Source organism: Neisseria sp. P0001.S005, from assembly GCF_051963715.1.
Window position 1 is genome coordinate 1 of sequence record NZ_JBQCTZ010000077.1, and the last position, 16,358, is coordinate 16,358.

The 16,358-nt window shown below is 46.8% G+C and carries 16 protein-coding genes and 3 pseudogenes; 12 read left to right on the forward strand and 7 right to left on the reverse strand.

Annotation, left to right across the window (positions count from 1 at the left end):
* Window positions 1-421 precede the first annotated feature (421 nt).
* Window positions 422-2,059 (forward strand): NAD-dependent malic enzyme, encoded by a 1,638-nt coding sequence (locus ACTHSP_RS10715; protein ID WP_440346086.1) that lies wholly within the window; start codon window positions 422-424, stop codon window positions 2,057-2,059.
* A gap of 82 nt (window positions 2,060-2,141) precedes the next feature.
* Here ACTHSP_RS10715 and ACTHSP_RS10720 read toward each other — a convergent pair whose 3' ends face one another.
* On the reverse strand, window positions 2,142-3,032 hold the full coding sequence (locus ACTHSP_RS10720; RefSeq protein ID WP_440346087.1) for a LysR family transcriptional regulator: 891 nt from the start codon (window positions 3,030-3,032) through the stop codon (window positions 2,142-2,144).
* A gap of 177 nt (window positions 3,033-3,209) precedes the next feature.
* Here ACTHSP_RS10720 and ACTHSP_RS10725 point away from each other — a divergent pair, with 177 nt between their 5' ends.
* The 11 genes from ACTHSP_RS10725 to ACTHSP_RS10775 all read left to right on the forward strand — a co-directional run bounded on the left by ACTHSP_RS10725 (window position 3,210) and on the right by ACTHSP_RS10775 (window position 12,039).
* Window positions 3,210-3,788 carry an NAD(P)H-dependent oxidoreductase gene (locus tag ACTHSP_RS10725; protein WP_039862395.1) on the forward strand — a complete coding sequence of 193 codons (579 nt, stop codon included), beginning with the start codon at window positions 3,210-3,212 and terminating at the stop codon, window positions 3,786-3,788.
* Entirely contained in the window at window positions 3,788-4,093 is a 306-nt protein-coding gene (locus ACTHSP_RS10730) for an aldo/keto reductase (protein ID WP_314513241.1), read from the forward strand. Before ACTHSP_RS10725 ends, ACTHSP_RS10730 begins: the two co-directional genes overlap by 1 nt.
* A gap of 46 nt (window positions 4,094-4,139) precedes the next feature.
* On the forward strand, window positions 4,140-4,640 hold the full coding sequence (locus ACTHSP_RS10735) for an OsmC family protein (RefSeq protein ID WP_314513243.1): 501 nt from the start codon (window positions 4,140-4,142) through the stop codon (window positions 4,638-4,640).
* Between the two features lie 92 nt (window positions 4,641-4,732).
* The gene (locus tag ACTHSP_RS10740) at window positions 4,733-5,068 is read left to right on the forward strand and encodes a thioredoxin family protein (RefSeq protein WP_049332398.1); all 336 of its coding nucleotides are present in this window, start codon (window positions 4,733-4,735) and stop codon (window positions 5,066-5,068) included.
* A 267-nt stretch (window positions 5,069-5,335) separates the two neighbouring features.
* Window positions 5,336-5,647 carry a metalloregulator ArsR/SmtB family transcription factor gene (locus ACTHSP_RS10745; RefSeq protein WP_314513246.1) on the forward strand — a complete coding sequence of 104 codons (312 nt, stop codon included), beginning with the start codon at window positions 5,336-5,338 and terminating at the stop codon, window positions 5,645-5,647.
* A 74-nt stretch (window positions 5,648-5,721) separates the two neighbouring features.
* The gene (locus ACTHSP_RS10750) at window positions 5,722-6,933 is read left to right on the forward strand and encodes an NADH:flavin oxidoreductase/NADH oxidase family protein (protein WP_314513248.1); all 1,212 of its coding nucleotides are present in this window, start codon (window positions 5,722-5,724) and stop codon (window positions 6,931-6,933) included.
* An 812-nt stretch (window positions 6,934-7,745) separates the two neighbouring features.
* The gene (locus ACTHSP_RS10755) at window positions 7,746-8,606 is read left to right on the forward strand and encodes an SDR family oxidoreductase (RefSeq protein ID WP_314513249.1); all 861 of its coding nucleotides are present in this window, start codon (window positions 7,746-7,748) and stop codon (window positions 8,604-8,606) included.
* On the forward strand, window positions 8,596-9,420 hold the full coding sequence (locus ACTHSP_RS10760; RefSeq protein ID WP_107697240.1) for an ABC transporter ATP-binding protein: 825 nt from the start codon (window positions 8,596-8,598) through the stop codon (window positions 9,418-9,420). The genes ACTHSP_RS10755 and ACTHSP_RS10760 overlap by 11 nt, the downstream gene beginning before the upstream one ends.
* 101 nt (window positions 9,421-9,521) lie before the next feature.
* Window positions 9,522-11,039 (forward strand): ABC transporter permease/substrate-binding protein, encoded by a 1,518-nt coding sequence (locus tag ACTHSP_RS10765; RefSeq protein ID WP_314513252.1) that lies wholly within the window; start codon window positions 9,522-9,524, stop codon window positions 11,037-11,039.
* Between the two features lie 47 nt (window positions 11,040-11,086).
* Entirely contained in the window at window positions 11,087-11,281 is a 195-nt protein-coding gene (locus tag ACTHSP_RS10770) for a hypothetical protein (RefSeq protein ID WP_314513254.1), read from the forward strand.
* Complete coding sequence (locus ACTHSP_RS10775; RefSeq protein ID WP_440346088.1) at window positions 11,263-12,039, forward strand: zinc-binding dehydrogenase; 777 nt, start codon at window positions 11,263-11,265, stop codon at window positions 12,037-12,039. The genes ACTHSP_RS10770 and ACTHSP_RS10775 overlap by 19 nt, the downstream gene beginning before the upstream one ends.
* Before the next feature lie 675 nt (window positions 12,040-12,714).
* Here the strand turns inward: ACTHSP_RS10775 and ACTHSP_RS10780 are convergent.
* The 6 genes and pseudogenes from ACTHSP_RS10780 to ACTHSP_RS10805 form a co-directional block, all read right to left on the reverse strand.
* Window positions 12,715-13,059, reverse strand: a pseudogene (locus ACTHSP_RS10780) (L-aspartate oxidase); the annotation flags it as partial.
* Between the two features lie 243 nt (window positions 13,060-13,302).
* Window positions 13,303-13,749, reverse strand: a complete 447-nt coding sequence (locus ACTHSP_RS10785) for a hypothetical protein (protein WP_314513258.1) — start codon at window positions 13,747-13,749, stop codon at window positions 13,303-13,305.
* Between the two features lie 79 nt (window positions 13,750-13,828).
* Window positions 13,829-14,478 (reverse strand): annotated as a pseudogene (locus ACTHSP_RS10790) (dicarboxylate transporter/tellurite-resistance protein TehA); the annotation flags it as partial.
* 142 nt (window positions 14,479-14,620) lie between these two features.
* The gene (locus ACTHSP_RS10795) at window positions 14,621-15,439 is read right to left on the reverse strand and encodes an NlpC/P60 family protein (protein ID WP_036490867.1); all 819 of its coding nucleotides are present in this window, start codon (window positions 15,437-15,439) and stop codon (window positions 14,621-14,623) included.
* Between the two features lie 29 nt (window positions 15,440-15,468).
* Window positions 15,469-15,942 (reverse strand): hypothetical protein, encoded by a 474-nt coding sequence (locus ACTHSP_RS10800; protein WP_003746683.1) that lies wholly within the window; start codon window positions 15,940-15,942, stop codon window positions 15,469-15,471.
* Window positions 15,943-16,196: 254 nt separating this feature from the next.
* A pseudogene (locus ACTHSP_RS10805) lies at window positions 16,197-16,358 on the reverse strand (IS5/IS1182 family transposase); the annotation flags it as partial.

Consider the following 16,358-nt stretch of genomic DNA (forward strand, 5'->3'; position numbering starts at 1 on the left):
GAAGGTACTCATGGAAAATCCCCTAAATGTCTTAGTAGGAATTTAGGGGATTTTGGGGAATTTTGCAAAGGTCTCAAGCGGTCAGATTTTGAAGATGATTTACAAAAATACCTAAAAAACTGACCGCTCTTTGTTATGAAAAAAACCGTCTGAAAAACAGGATGGGGGTGCAGCATCATCGTAGGCACGCATTCAAAAAATCAGACCAATGGCAGCCTGCACTGTTTCAGGTAGCCTGAAACAGTGTGGTTTAGATTCAGTTTCATTGTGACACGGCCGTTATTAGTCTTTAAAAGGCTAATCATCAACTTTTAAGGACTTTCTAGGTTGTTAAATTAACTTTTAATCCATATTTTTTTAAGTACAATGTAACAGTCCATTTTTCGGACGAGCTTTTCCTAATCTTCACAGGAGACACAATATGAGCAACACCCCCACCATCCTACAGAACCCTCTCACCAACAAAGATACCGCTTTCACGTTGGAAGAGCGAGCAAAATATGGCCTGACCGGCCGCCTACCTGTCGTTGTAGAAACGCTCGAACAACAGGCCACGCGTGCTTACCGCCAGTTTTCATCCTATGAGAAAGATATTGAAAAATATATCTTTCTCGATCAACTGCACAACCGCAACGAAGTACTGTACTACAAACTCCTGATTGACCATCTAGCCGAAATGCTGCCCGTCGTTTACGACCCCACTGTCGGCGAAGCAATTAAAAAATGGAGCCGCGACTACCGCCGTTCGCGAGCTGTCTATCTGGATGTAAACCATCCTGAAAACATCCGTGCATCGTTTGAAACGCTGGGCTTGGGTGCGGATGATGTAGATTTGATTGTAGTTTCCGATGCGGAAGAGATTTTGGGTATCGGCGACTGGGGTGTGAACGGCACGGATATTTCCGTCGGCAAACTGGCAGTTTATACTGCTGCTGCGGGCATTCATCCCAGCCGCACCATTGCTGTGAATCTAGATGTGGGTACAGATAATGAAGTCCTGCTCAATGATCCCACTTATTTGGGCAATCGCCATGCCCGCGTGCGTGGTGAACGCTACGACGCATTGATTGCAAGCTACCTGAAAACTGCTACTGAAATGTTCCCCAATGCGCTTTTGCACTTTGAAGACTTCGGTCCGTCTAATGCCCGCCGCATTTTGATGGAGAACCGTCGCCAATATCGTATTTTCAACGACGATATGCAGGGAACGGGTGCGATTGTGATGGCTGCCGTATTCTCTGGCCTGAAAGTGACCAAACAGACCTTTGCCGAACAGCGGTTGGTGGTGTACGGTGCAGGCACCGCAGGTACGGGTATGGCCGACCAAATCAGTGCGGCGATGGAGCGCGAAGGCCTGAGTCGCGAAGAAGCGAAACAACGCGTATGGCTGATTGACATCAACGGACTGGTTACTGATGACATGGACGGCTTGCCTGATTACCAGCAGGAATATGCCCGCCCAGCCACTGAAGTTGCCGACTGGACGAAAACGGACGGTAAAATCGGCTTGCTCGAAGTTGTAAAACAAGTAAAACCGACTATCTTGATTGGCACATCCACCGATCACGGCGCATTCACTGAAGACGTAGTCAAAGCCCTATGTGCGGGCGTAGAGCGCCCAATTCTGCTGCCGTTATCTAACCCGACCGAGAAAATCGAAGTGATGCCGAGTGAGGCTATAAAATGGTCGGATGGCAAAGCGCTCATTTCTGTCGGCATCCCCGTGCCACCCGTGCCGTATAAAGGCGTGAACTACGAAATCGGTCAAGCTAACAACGCCATGCTTTACCCAGGGTTGGGGCTGGGAGTTATCGTTTCCGGTGCGAAACACGTTACTGACGGGATGCTGCTGGCTGCAGCTGAAGCTGTCGCCTCGCAAGTCAATCCGCAGGACGAAGGCGCGCCGCTCCTGCCATCGGTGAATAACCTGCGTGCATCGTCTGCTACTGTTGCTGTTGCTGTTGCCAAACAGGCGGTCAAGGATGGTGTAGCGACCAAGCAGCCTGAAAACTGGGTACAGGCGGTGCAGGACGCAATGTGGCAGGCGGTATATGAATAAGGTCTCCTAGAAGCTATAAGGCTACCTGAAAACAAAAAGCAGTCTGAAATCCATACAAAGAAGTCAGGCTGCTTTTACATTTTCAGACGACCTCCACCCGCAGCGCATCCACAATCAACTTAAACACATTGGAATGCCCACGGCGGCTGGGGTAATAGAGGTAAAGCGGTTCGTAAGTCATAGCATACTCGGGTAACAGCTCGACCAACTGCCCAGAATGGAGTGCGTCTGCGGCGATGATATGTGGCAGCCAAGTGATGCCAAGGCCGTCTGAAACGGCTTGCAGGCGCAGATGATTGTTGATAGAAAACTGCGATTTTGGTGTGAACGTAATCAGCTTTTTTTTGTATTTGAATTCCCATTGAATTTCCGCGCCGTGTTCGGCGGAGAGCTTCGCACCGATAAGGCGGTGCTGCTGCAAATCATCAATATTTTTCGGCGAACCGTATTGCGCCAGATAATCGGGCGAGGCGACCAACGCCATTTTGAGCGGCGCAGAAATTGGCACCGCAATCATCTCTTTCGCTACCTTGTTACCTAACCGAACGCCCATATCAAATCCTTCTTTCACAATATCTGCCCAACGATCGTCCACCACGATTTCCAAGCGGATTTTCGGGTATTGGTTCAAAATCGGCTTTAATTTTGGATACAACACGGCTTCCGCTGCCATCGACGGGGCGTTGATGCGAATCAATCCCGATGGCGTATTCAAAAAATCATTTAATGCATCGACTTCTTGGTTTATGGCTTGATAAAGTGGGAAAAGTTGGTCGAAAAGCTGTTGTCCGGCTTCGGTCAGCGACACATTGCGTGTAGTGCGGTTGAACAGACGTAAATTTAGCCGCATTTCTAAATTTTTCATGCTATGACTCAACGCCGAAGAAGAAATCCCCAAAAGCTGTCCCGCTTTTACAAAACTCTGTGTTTGCGCCAACGTCAAAAAATAATTCAGTTCGTTAAAGTTCTGCATTTTCTCTTTAAACTCTCTTTTATTAGTGAATTTAATTCATTACATAATAAAGCCAAACCCTATTGATCTCAATAAAAACAAATCATAAAATGACTGCAACTTCATGAGAGTAAACAGAAGACAATATCCGTAAACATCACATCCTTTTTTTATAAATTATTTATTCTAGGAGTAAAAATGAACATTTTATTATTAAACGGTGGTAAAGCTTTCGGCCATTCTCATGGTGAGTTAAACCACACGCTTCACAAAAAAGCAAAAGAAGTTTTGACCGCACTTGGACACAATGTAAAAGAAACTGTGATTGATGCTGGCTATGATGTTGAGGCAGAAATCGAAAAATTCTTGTGGATGGATGCCGTGATTTGGCAGATGCCTGTTTGGTGGATGCACGAGCCTTGGACAGTGAAGAAATACATAGACGAAGTATTTATCGCTGGACACGGCAAGCTTTACCACAGTGATGGCCGTCATCGTGTCAGCCCGACCGAAGGTTTCGGTACAGGTGGTTTATTGCAAGGCAAAAAACACATGCTTTCGCTTACTTGGAATGCGCCGATTGAAGCGTTCACCCGTGAAGGCGACTTCTTTGAAGGCAAAGATGTGGATGCTGTGTACATGCCTTTCCACAAACTCAACGAGTTCATCGGTTTGACCCGTCTACCGACATTTACATGTAACGATGTAGTTAAAAATCCACAAGTAGAACAATACTTCGCAGACTACCAAGCACATTTGAAAAAAGTGTTCGGTTAATGATAAAACATCAACTTGAAGCGGTGGGCTTTTGCCCACCATTTTGTCAGTCGCTAATTGGTACGAAATATGGCAAATCCGTGGCGCAAGTGATTACCCGCTGGCTGGTGGAACGCGACATCATCGTGTTGGCAAAATCCACCAAACCCGAACGTATGGCGGAAAACCTGAATGTCTTTGATTTTGCGCTTAGTAATGAAGACAAAGCCGAAATTGCCAAACTGGACGGCACGTTCGCCACCATCGTCAATCACGACACGGTGGATAATTTGAAACGCATCTCCGCGTGGAAAATGGGCGTGTAAGTGTAGCGAAAAACCATCTGCAATTCATCATATGAAAGGACAAAACATGATTAACGGGTTAGATATCGAACGTTTCCGAACTACCATGGCAGCGATTGAAAACGACCATGCAAAAGGCAAGGCAGTATTACGCGCCGATTCGCGCTGGGTATCCGGCACGAAGAATGAAATCTCCGTGCGCCGCTTCCCCGCCTTTACCACAGACGAACCGAAAAACATGGGCGGTGCAAACGCCGCCCCAAATCCGGTGGAATACCTGATCAGCGCTGCGGCAGGCTGCTGCTCCATAGGTTTCGAGTTGCAAGCAGCATTGGCAGGCGTGAAACTGGAACAGTTTGAAATATCCGCAAGCGGCGGTATCGACATGGCCAAACTGTTTGGCATGGAAGATGGCTACGGCGGACTGGATAATCTGGTGCTAACCGTAAAAGTAAAAGCCGACGCCGACCTTCCTACCCTGCAAAATTTCGCCGACCGCTCCGCCGCCACCTCGCCAGTGTTGAACAGCCTGAAAGCGCGGGCAAAAGTGGTTGTGGAAAAAATCTAGACGACTCAAAACGTTTTCTTGTTTTCATTTCGTTAAAAGCCCCTTTTCTGGACAACTAGAAAAGGGCTTAATCGCTCAAAGGAGTACATGGCATGCAACAACTGCACACTTTGAAAGACATCGAACAGGCCATCGCCACACACCCTTTAGTATCACTGTACATCAAAGCCCCAATCTGCGGTGTTTGTACGGTCGTGGGCGCCCAGCTTGACTCAGCTTTGGCGGAGGAAGGAAATGTGTATGCCGTAAAAGCCGATATTGCTGAAATACCCGAAATGGCCGGACGTTTCCACGTGCTGACCGTACCTGCATGGCTGCTGTTTTATCAAGGCAAGGAAGTAGAACGGATGGCCCGCTTCATCCCTCAGGCACAGATGAAGCAGACATTGGCAAAATGGACAAAAGTAGCAGAAAGCGGACATCAGTAACCGGTCTATCAATGTTTCAGACGGCTGCGGTCTTGATAATGATGCAAGTGGTCAAGTTTTTAAGATGATTTGCAAAACACTTAAAAATTTGACCGCTCTTTATTACGAAAAAGGCCGTCTGAAACAACTTGCAGACTGAGATAATTATTGATGAAACGCTGTGATTTGTACATTAAAACCATCTTCTGAAAATTCCCTTTGACATTTCCCATCGTTCCCTTTAAAATGCGTTCAAGTTTTTAAACATATAAACTCAAGAAGCCGAATATGCCGCAACAAACGATGAATTTAATGCGCGAGTGCATTCCCATCTTTACCGTGTTGAGCGATGAAAACCGCCATCAAATCCTGCGCGTGCTGTGGGAACACGGCAAGATGAATGTGAATGAGCTGACCGAGTATCTGCATCTGTCGCGCCCTGCTGTGTCGCATCATTTGAAAATCATGCTGCAAGCTGGAGCGGTGGCGGTAGAGCAGGTCGGCAAAGAGCGGTTTTACAGTATTGCCATGGCGGATGCGGTGGCGAGATTGAAACAGCTTGCTGATTTAATGGCTCAAAATTGCCCGCTTTCAAAATAGGGTTATCCATTAACCCTTTATTTTTACCCAAATACGTTTACATTTTTAAACTTATCAACTTAAAGGAAAGAATTATGTTATTTACCCCGTTCACTTTTCCAAACGGCAAAACCGCCAAAAACCGTATCTTCAAATCCTCCATGGAAGAGCAACTTGCCCAAAACGACCAGCCGTCTGAAAAACTTGTCCGCCTCTACGACACTTGGGCAAAAGGCGGTGCAGGTGTGTTGGTTACGGGCAATGTGATGGTTGCCGAAAGCGGCAAAGGTTCGATAAATGATGTGGTGATTTCAGACGACCGCGGTCTTGAAATGCTGAAAAAATGGGCGAAAGTAGGCACGCAAAACGACACGCTGCTCATCATGCAAATCAACCATGCGGGCAAGCAGTCACCTGCGGTGGTCAATAAAACCCCGCTTGCCCCGAGTGCCGTGCCGCTGGTGGGCATGGACGGCTTCATCAATCCGCCGCGTGAATTGACTGCCGATGAAATCAACGGGCTGATTCAGCAATTCGTGCAAACCGCCAAAATTGCTGAACAGGCAGGCTTTTCAGGCGTACAAATTCACGCCGCGCACGGCTATCTCATCAGCCAATTTTTCTCGCCGCACCACAACCGTCGCCAAGACCAATGGGGCGGCAGTTTGGAAAACCGTATGCGCTTCCTTTTGGAAACCTACACCGCCATCCGCGCCGCCGTGGGCAAAGATTTCTTGGTCGGTGTAAAGCTCAATTCGGCGGATTTCCAAAAAGGCGGATTTGACGAAAGCGAATCGGTGCAGGTGGTGCAAAAACTGTCGGAAATGGGCATTGATTTTATTGAAGTTTCCGGTGGCAACTACGAAAGCCCGCAAATGCTCGCCGCCAAAGACAGCACCCGCAAACGCGAAGCCTTCTTCATCGATTACGCCGAAAAAGCCCGTGCAGTCAGCCAAGCCCCGCTGATTATCACCGGCGGCTTCCGTTCGCAAAACGCCATGGGAGACGCACTCGCCAGCGGCCATTTGGATTTGGTCGGCGTCGCCCGTCCGTTTGCCTTAGTGCCTGATTTAGCGAATAAAATGCAAAACGGCACTTACCAAACCGTGCAAACCGACCGCATCAAAACTGGCGTCGCATTTGTTAATAAAAAAGCGGGCGCGATGTTGGAAATGAACTGGTATATGATGCAAATGGACTTAATCGGACAAGGTAAACAGCCTGATCCCAAACTATCAGCGTGGAAAGTATTGCTGAAAACTTTATGGGAAAATGGAAAAGCAGGTTTAAGTACTGGCAGATCTTGATGGGGTAAGCAGGGATTTGAAGGAGGATTAAATTTTAAAATTTAACCGTATTTAAAAGCATGGAATATAAATAACTTGATACTAAAAAACCGTTTGAATCTTTAAGTTCAAATGGTTTTTAGAATTTTAGATATCTACTGAGCGATACAAAAGATCCTGTTCTTTGAAAGTGGCTTAGAATAAGAAATTTAAAAATATTAATTAAATTACTAAATTATGATTATAACTTATAATCATAATTTAACATAATATAAATTAATTTCCTTTTTCCTATTCTTCTACAAATTCCGCTTATTGTTCCTATATGTCAAATGACAATTAATGATATTCTAGAGAGTGTGCTCATAGTACTCCAATTTTTAGTATCAAATCAATAGGTTTTAAGAAATTTGTCAGTTTAATTATGCTATAACTCTATCACTTAATTATTTAGTAGTGGAATAGGGCCGTGGGGACATACCCCAAGCTCTTTAAATTCTTTGAGACTAGAGAAATGCAGTACAAATACTTGGTAATGTAAATGCCACCTAAATTCTAAAAACTAGTAAAAGAAGTCCGTTTTAAGCCATAAGGGACCTGAAAACGGAAAGACCACATATCCTAACCTAATTATTAATATCAGCTTAATAATCAAGTAAGTCTTTCGCTGCTTATCGTATGCAGGAAAACTGCTACAATAAAATAACCATTAATAAACCATCCCTTGAATCTATTCAGTCTACCTGAAACCCAAAAAGCAGCATGCACATGGTTTTACAGAAACCCTGTAAACGGCAAAGCTATCTCTTTAGAAAACGCATAAGGAAAACAACATGAATCTAGCCATCACTGGCTCCAGCGGCAACATCGGCGGTATGGTTGCCCGTCATCTGAGCACACCCAGCCTGCCGCTTATTCTGCCGCTGCGCAACCCTGCCAAAGCGCCCAATCTCACGAACTGCGAGGCACGACGGTTTGCCTATGACGATTTAGAGCTTGCTAAGCAGGCTTTAAATGGGGTGGAAGTGCTGTTTATGGTGTCCGCTGCCGAAAGCCCGACACGCGAGCAGGAGCATTTGACTTTGGTGCAGGCTGCTTCGGAAGCGGGCATGCAACACATTGTCTATCTCTCTTTTGATCAAGCGGCGTTGGACAGCACCTTCACGCTGGCGCGCACTCATGCGGTTACCGAAAATGCAATCCGGCAAACAAATATGCGCTACACCTTTCTGCGCGACAATTTTTACAGTGAGATGATGGCAACAATTGCTAACGCAGACGGCATCATCGCAGGCCCAGCCGACGACGGGCGCGTTGCCTGCGTTTCGCAGTGCGATGTCGCCCAAGCAGCGGCAAACATCATCGCCGACATCGCTTGCGACAATCACCACCACGATAATCAGACCTACACGCTGACCGGTTCCCAATCATTAAACTTCGCTGAAATAGCCGCCGTCTTAACCGAAATCACCGGCAAACCGCACTGCTACCACAATGAAACTGTGGAAGAAGCCTTCGCCAGCCGCAAAGCTGAGTATCCTGACACGCCCGATTGGCAGATTGAAGCCTGGGTTTCTACCTACACTGCCATTGCCAAAGGCGAGCTTGCTACCGTTTCAGACGACCTGTCGCAGTTGTTGGGACACGCACCACTTAGTTTTGAAGACGTAGTAAAGGCACAATATGCAAAATAATCTTGTCCCATTTATCGAGTTTCGTGGCACAGGCAAGCATTATGACGGCAAATATGCTGTGCGCGATTTGGATTTGACCATTTATCAGGGTGAATTTTTCGTGTTGGTAGGTGGCTCGGGCAGCGGCAAATCCACTACTTTACGCATGATTAACGCGCTAATTGAACCGACCGATGGCAATGTTTATCTGCACGGGAAACGGATTAAAGACTACGACATCCGTCAGCTTCGCCACCAAATTGGTTACGTATTGCAGCAAATCGCGCTTTTTCCCACCATGACCGTCGCGGAAAATATCGAACTCATGCCTGACGTACTGGGCTGGCCGAAAGCCGAACGCAAAACGCGTGTGAATGAATTATTGGAGTTGGTGGAACTTGACCCTGCGCACTACCGCGACCGCTACCCGCACGAACTTTCCGGCGGTGAACAGCAGCGCATCGGTATTTTGCGAGCCATTGCCGCCAAGCCCCAAGTGCTTCTGATGGACGAACCGTTTTCAGCACTTGACCCGCTGGTGCGCACCGTGCTGCAAGACCAAATTGCTATGATTCACCAAAAATTTGGTACCACTATCGTTTTCGTTACCCATGATATGCAGGAAGCCGCCAAACTCGCTTGCCGTATCGGTGTAATGCATAATGGCAAACTGGTACAAATCGGCACACCTGAAGAAATCAAAAAGCAGCCGGCAAATGATTATGTGCAATCGCTGTTTTCCACCGCCGATGCACCCGATGCCGAACGCATCATCCACCAATTCTTACGGTTGGATAAACAGGGACAGGAAGCTGTGAGAAGGGCAGTGTTATGATGGTGAAGGCCGTCTGAAACCTCTTTCAAGGCGCTAATACCTTGCTGTAAAGCAAACATAAACATCTATTATTCAACGTACTAAACATAAAATTTAAGACTATGTTCTCATCCCTAAACGTTACCCCAGCAGAACTCTGGCAAATGCTGCTTACGCATTTATGGCTTTCCGGCCTGGCTTTGCTCGCGGCAGTGGCGATTGCGGTGCCTGCCGCCGTGTTGTTTGCGCGCAGACAGCGGGCAGCGGAAGTGGTATTACAGTTTACCAATATATTGCAAACCATTCCGTCTTTGGCGCTGCTGGGTTTGCTGATTCCGTTTGTCGGTATCGGTTCGCCGCCCGTCTTGATTGCGCTCACGCTATACGCGCTGTTGCCTATTTTTCAAAATACCTATTTGGGGCTGACCCAAATCGACCAATCGATTCAAGATGCGTACACTGCATTCGGCCTGTCGCGCTGGCAATCATTGTGGCGGATTGAGCTACCGATGGCACTTCCAGCCATGATTTCTGGCATCCGCACGGCGGCAGTGCTGATTGTCGGCACGGCAACTCTGGCTGCGTTAATCGGCGCAGGCGGTTTGGGCAACCTAATTCTGCTCGGCATTGACCGCAACAACATGACAATGACGTTTACCGGCGCATTGCTCTCCGCATTATTGGCTGTCGGTGTAAGCGGCATTATCGGGCTGTTGCAGAAATCACGACGCAAGTTGCCGATTATTCTTGCATTGGCGGTGGGCTTCGGCGCACTCGGTCTGTCGCAGATTTCATTTACACCTGCCACAAAAAACGTGGTGGTTGCCGGCAAAATGGGGAGTGAGCCGGATATTCTGATTAACATGTATAAATTATTGATTGAACGTGAGAATTCGAACGTGAAAGTCACAGTCAAACCTAATTTTGGCAAAACTACTTTCCTGTTTAGCGCACTGAATAGTGGCGAAATCGATATTTATCCTGAATTCACCGGCACAGTGCTGGAAGCCTTAGTACAAGTACCAACTGAACAGAAGAACCGCCATCTGTCGCCAGATGAAACCTATCAACGGGGCAAACAATTATTGGCGGAACAATATCAGTTAGAGTTTCTGCCACCAATGTCTTATCAGAACACTTATGCGTTAGCAGTCAAAGAAAGCTACGGCGCGGAGCACCAACTGAATGCCATCAGCGACTTGAAGCAGGCTGCGCCCGATATCCGAGCAGGTTTCTCACTGGAGTTTACCGACCGAGCAGACGGCTACAAAGGCATGCAGGCAGCCGGTATCAAGCTAAAACATATTGTTAACTTGGAACCTGCCTTACGCTATACAGCATTGTTGAATGACAAAATCGACCTAGTGGAGGCCTTTTCTACCGACGCAGAATTGAAGCAATACCAGTTGCGCCTGCTGAAAGATGATATTTCCCTGTTTCCTGCTTATCAGGGGGCACCATTGATGAAAGCAGAATTTGCCGAGAAAAATCCGCAAATTGTGACCGCACTTAACCGACTGGCGGGAAAAATTAGCGAAGAGGAAATGAGCGAGATGAACTACCGCGTGAAAGTGCAAGGCGAAAGCGCGGAAAACGTAGCGCGGGATTATTTGGAGAAAAATGGGTTGTTAGGAAAGTAAAATTGGCAGTAGGCTACCTGAAAGCATCAGATTCTCAGGGAGGTATTATGAAAGCCGTAAAAATCTACCAAGCCGGCGGTCCAGAGCAACTGATTTATCAAGACGTGCCAACACCTGATATCAAAGAGGGTTGGTCACTGGTAAAAATCAAAGGCTTCAGCATCAACCATTCCGAGATTTTCACGCGTGAAGGCAAATCGCCATCCGTGAGTTTCCACGCATTTTGGGCATTGAATGTGTAGGCGAAGTGGCGCAAAGTTCCACACCCGCGCTGGCGGTCGGACAAAAGGTCGTCTCTATTATGGGAGAAATGGGGTGCGCCTTTGACGGCAGCTACGCCGAATATGTGTTGCTGCCCAACGAGCAAATTTACCCCGTTCATACCGATTTGGATTGGAAAACCCTTGCCGCAATTCCCGAAACCTACTACACCGCATTCGGCTCATTGCAGCAGCTTCGTATCGCGCCGCAAGATCGTGTGTTGGTGCGTGGTGCCGGTAGCGGTGTGGGCATAGCCTTTGCGCAGCTTCTTAAAGCACAGTTTCCGCATATCGTATTGCACGGTTCAACGCGTAATCCTGCCAAAGCTACCCATTTGCAAGCGGTCGGATTTGACGAAGTGATTACTGAAGCCGACGGCAAACTACAAACAGACCAAAACTATGACAAAATTCTGGAATTGGTCGGGCCGGCAACTTTGTGTGATTCTTTCACCCACATCAACGAACACGGCATCGTCTGCAATACAGGGCAGCTAGGTAATATATGGTACGTGAACGATTTTGATCCGATTATCGAACTCAAAAACAACAGCTATCTCACCGCCTTTTATTCGGGCAATGTGTCGCAAGCCAAGCTAGATGCGATGTTTGACTATATCTGGCAATTTAATGTGAAAATCTTAATTGAACGCGTGTTTGCATTGGAACAAGTTCCCGAAGCCCACCGTTTTTTGCAAAGCGTGGACGGGTTTGGGAAAGTGGTAGTAGTCAATGAATAGGGCTATCTAAAATTCTATCAAAGAAATTTAATCATGCTTTGGAATAAAACTGTGATCTGAATTGGTTTCATGGATATTGATAAAGAGAAGGCCGTCTGAAATTCTTCAGATGGCCTTTTATATTTGAATTCTGTAAGTGATTGTACAACTAGAAGAAACTGGATTTAACAGGCTAAAATACTAGTATTATTAATTTAACATAATATAAATTAATTTCCTTTTCCCTATTCTTCTACAAATTCCGCTGTTTTGTTCCTATATGTCAAATGAGAATTAATGATACTCTAGAGAGTGTGCTCATAGTACTCCAATTTTTTTTAGTATCAAATCAATAGGTTTTAATAGAAATTTGGCTGGTTAATTTTACTGTAACCTTATCATTAATTGTAGCCTGGCGAAATAGAGTAGGGTAAAGATAGTGAATTGTGCCAACTTTGTTTGAACTTATTCAAAACTGTTCAGATGGTCTTATTTCATTAATCCTAGCTTTTTTCTCTCCACAAAATGCAAAGACCATTGTTGATTAGTTATTATCACTTATAACTACTGTCAATTCCTGCATTTTAGTTTCCACCGTTTCTCCTACTTTCTTTCAATCTTTCCTTAATCATGTGTGAACCTTTTCTTTTTCAGTCAATGACGTTATTTATTGGAGAAAAGTTTTCACTATCAGCCTTAACAATCACTATTAAAATATGCTCCGATGTTCTGTCTCCGCCTGTATGCGGCTTGGGCGACGGCGAGGCTGCATTCGAGTAGGTTGCGGTTTTCGTATTCAGACGTGGTGTGCGGCTCGCTTTGGTTTTGCTTCCAAAACCGCAGTTGGGCGATGGCGCAGCATAGGCCGGTATCGTTGCGGAGAATGTCTAGATGGTGTTGGTTGAACGCTTGCAGGGTGGGGCGGCTGAATGTGTTTTGGAGGCCGTCTGAAAAGATACCCGCTTCGGAGTAGGGGCGTTCAGACGGCCTTTGGGACGGTACGGCTTGGAATGCTTGTCCATCTGCGACGGGCTGGTATGCCTGCCAGCTTTCGGCGTAGCTGCGGATGAGGTAAGCGTCGTATAAATCGTGGCTGAAGAACGACCAGAACACGGGTTTGTCCTGATAAATCAGGCTGATGCCGTCGGGTGTGTGGAGTTTCAGGTAGCCTTGCGTTTGACGGTCGATATGCAGGGCGAGGCTGTTTGGGGAGGAGGGATGGTGGTATTGTTCCAGAACGGCGTTGAGCGATCGGTAGTGCATGGGGCATCCTTTGAAAGGCGTTCAGCGATAACTGATGACGATCATCGTACTGCCGTCTTTATTGTAGTAATACGCGCCCGCATTGCCCCATGTAAATCGACGGCATTTGCCAGATGCCGATGTTTCAATGGCGCAAGGGGCATCGCCCAGCTGCTTATCCAGCCATCGATCAAATTGTTTTCTGCGTTGCAATTCGCGCTCCTCCGACCATGCTGCCCAGCTGTTGTCCTCACCTATTGGGCAGAAGAATATGGATAAGCTCTCCAGCCGCTGCTGCTCGAACTGGGCGGTAAGGGTGTATTGTTCGGACTGTTTGGTAAATGACAAACCGAAAAATGTTATTCCCGCTTGCAGATGATTCGGGCTGGATTTTGGGAAGCATGCAATCCAATCATCAAGCGTGGTGCGCGCGCTAATAATGTTGCCGTCTGGCAGGATGATGCTGCCGTTTTTAGGGTTTATCTTCATCGGTTTGAATTTCCAAATATAGTTTTCAGACGACCTGAGACTATGTCCGTTTTATAACACCTTTAAGCCGCACGATTTTTCATTTCACCAACAAGCGCCCCTGTCTAGCCAAATTCAAAGTCGCCAGCAACAGCAGCATCACCAAACCGGAGCCTGTGGTGGCGAGGAAATAGCCTAAAAACAGTAAACGCTGTTCGGCGATCAAATGAAAACCGCAGCCCGTCATTGCCGCCAAACCGAACGAGAAACCCCAAAAACTGGGGCTAAATCCTTTCTCCAGCATCCAAGCCAGAAGGCGTAGCAGTAGCAGGAATTGCAGGCAGCCGTAGCCGATTAAAAGCAGCGGGAAGGTATCGATGTGCCCGCCCGATACGGCGAAATAGGCGCCGCAGCCGACAAAAGCGGGCGCAAGTTGAATGCCGACAATACCGCGCACAGGGGCGTTGACGGGTGTGCCGGTGCGCAAACGGCTCAATATGGCGGCTTCCAAGCTAAGCCATGAAAACAGTCCCGCGCCCAAAACAGCCAAGCGTAATCCGATAAACCCAATGTCGCCATTGCGGTCGCGCTGACAAAATTGGTGGCAACGGTGGGCAGGTAAACAATCGGCGTGGTGGCATCAAGGTTATGGACGCCGCGCCACAAGCCGCCTGCGCGGTACATGGCAAATGCCAACTGTCCCGCCGTTCCCAGCAAAATCAACCCTCTCGCCGGTAGCGTTTGATAGGGTATACGGCGCAAACATCGGGGCGTAACGCGGGTTCATTTTTTGGCTCCTTGTGTTGGGTTAAAGGCCGTCTGAAAGCGGGTTCAGACGGCCTTTTTTGCATTTGTGTTGAATCAAATACAGTTATTCAAAATCAGATCTTTATCAGCTACGCGAATAACCCTGGTATTCCGTTTCCTGTTGTGCAATTTGAGTCTCTTGGTTAGAAAACGATGGTGTCTGTTGTGCCAAACCCTCCTGTACACGTTTGTTGAATTTATCAACAATATCTTGGTTTTCTGCTAAAAGCTGCTTGGTGTACGAACCATCCTTATCATTCATTAACCCATTGATCATCGAACGAATTTTTTCATATTTAGATTGGGATTCCGATTCATTTTTTCCAATATCCGGCGCCATCTCAGGTTTAATAAAGTTTTCTTTAGGCCGTAATGCACCGTGAAAAATAGTTTTTTGATCCCAATAAGAATTTCCTGTCATCACTACTTCAGCAGGCCCTGTTGATGTTTGAGATCCAAAAAAATGAATGCGTCCTTTTTCATCATACTCTTTAAAAACAGCAACGTGTTGAGAACCTCCCGGCATTGTCATCATTAATATGTCGCCTGCTTTCAAACTGCCATCTGTTTTGGCAGATGCAGGTAGTACATCAAAATTTTTTTGAGCATAGTTCGTTATATGTTTTCCGTTAAACAGCGTTCTGGTTCCAAAGTCTTTGGCTTCCATTTTAAGATTAAATCCCGCTCCTTCTAATGAAAAATAAACAAGAGAAGAACAATCAACACCTTTTCTTCCATCATGATCTTTGTCTTCATTTAAACGAGAAGGATCAATTTTCTCTCCAGATTTATTTGCAGAGCGTCTAGCCATATCCTGTCTGCCGTATTCATGCGTGGTTTTCGAAAAGTTTGCTTCAGCATAATCAATAATCCGTTGATTCTGCCGTTCTTGAATTTCAGACATTTCAATTCCTTTTATGCCGTGTTAAAAAATTAATCTGCAAAAAAACGGACAGCCTTTGTTTTAACCCAGCCGGTTGCACATACACCGCTGGCGGTTACAACAAGCTGCCCGCCCTCGTCAAACGAAGTCGTCAGACGGCATTGGCTGCCTGACGGTTTCTTTACCTGCCATTTGCTTGGAAAATCTGCCATTTTCAAGCATTCTTTCGCGCCTGCATCTTCACAGCCCGCACCCGCTGCCGGAGGCACTTTTTTCACCAGCGTCCAGCCGTTTGATTCAGCCACATTGCCAACCACACAGAGATATTGGGTGTTTCTTAACTGCATTACCGTTTTCGAACGGGCATCGGGCTTTTCCTTTAACACTGCGCCGCCTGATGATTGTACATAAACCTGATTGCCGCACGACACGGTTTGATGATGGGCTATTTTTCCACTATTTACCGGCTTCGCCACCACTGTTGCCGAGACCAGCAAGGTTAAAAGCAGCATTTTTTTCTTCATTTAAATACCTTTTAAAAACAATAAATTACTAAAATACGCAACATAATCAATGTAGTATTGATGATAAAACAACATTGCAAATAATGCAAACGACGAACATCCGAATGCAGTAAGGCCGTCTGAACAGTTTGTTTGTCGGGCATCCATGCCCGACCTGCTCGGCGTTTTCAGGCTGCCTGCGTGCGGAGTGCAAAGCCGAAAAACTTTTGCAAAATCCACCGCTCTTTTGGGGCGAAATGCCGTCTGAAAGCGATTTCAGAATCGGTACGGGTATGTTGTTTGTAACCGAGTCTGTATAAACCGTTTTTCTTTGTCCAACGGGCATCTTTATCTTTACTCGGTGTGGTTTGGCCGCTGACTTGTCCTTCGTCATCGACTTCTATGGCCTGGCGCTGTTTGCTGCCGGCGGTCTGAAT

Bases quoted from the DNA above. Each gene is read 5' to 3' on its own strand.
- ACTHSP_RS10715 (WP_440346086.1), top strand. From the start codon at position 422: ATGAGCAACACCCCCACCATCCTACAGAACCCTCTCACCAACAAAGAT.
- ACTHSP_RS10720 (WP_440346087.1), bottom strand. From the start codon at position 3,032: ATGCAGAACTTTAACGAACTGAATTATTTTTTGACGTTGGCGCAAACA.
- ACTHSP_RS10725 (WP_039862395.1), top strand. From the start codon at position 3,210: ATGAACATTTTATTATTAAACGGTGGTAAAGCTTTCGGCCATTCTCAT.
- ACTHSP_RS10730 (WP_314513241.1), top strand. From the start codon at position 3,788: ATGATAAAACATCAACTTGAAGCGGTGGGCTTTTGCCCACCATTTTGT.
- ACTHSP_RS10735 (WP_314513243.1), top strand. From the start codon at position 4,140: ATGATTAACGGGTTAGATATCGAACGTTTCCGAACTACCATGGCAGCG.
- ACTHSP_RS10740 (WP_049332398.1), top strand. From the start codon at position 4,733: ATGCAACAACTGCACACTTTGAAAGACATCGAACAGGCCATCGCCACA.
- ACTHSP_RS10745 (WP_314513246.1), top strand. From the start codon at position 5,336: ATGCCGCAACAAACGATGAATTTAATGCGCGAGTGCATTCCCATCTTT.
- ACTHSP_RS10750 (WP_314513248.1), top strand. From the start codon at position 5,722: ATGTTATTTACCCCGTTCACTTTTCCAAACGGCAAAACCGCCAAAAAC.
- ACTHSP_RS10755 (WP_314513249.1), top strand. From the start codon at position 7,746: ATGAATCTAGCCATCACTGGCTCCAGCGGCAACATCGGCGGTATGGTT.
- ACTHSP_RS10760 (WP_107697240.1), top strand. From the start codon at position 8,596: ATGCAAAATAATCTTGTCCCATTTATCGAGTTTCGTGGCACAGGCAAG.
- ACTHSP_RS10765 (WP_314513252.1), top strand. From the start codon at position 9,522: ATGTTCTCATCCCTAAACGTTACCCCAGCAGAACTCTGGCAAATGCTG.
- ACTHSP_RS10770 (WP_314513254.1), top strand. From the start codon at position 11,087: ATGAAAGCCGTAAAAATCTACCAAGCCGGCGGTCCAGAGCAACTGATT.
- ACTHSP_RS10785 (WP_314513258.1), bottom strand. From the start codon at position 13,749: ATGAAGATAAACCCTAAAAACGGCAGCATCATCCTGCCAGACGGCAAC.
- ACTHSP_RS10795 (WP_036490867.1), bottom strand. From the start codon at position 15,439: ATGTCTGAAATTCAAGAACGGCAGAATCAACGGATTATTGATTATGCT.
- ACTHSP_RS10800 (WP_003746683.1), bottom strand. From the start codon at position 15,942: ATGAAGAAAAAAATGCTGCTTTTAACCTTGCTGGTCTCGGCAACAGTG.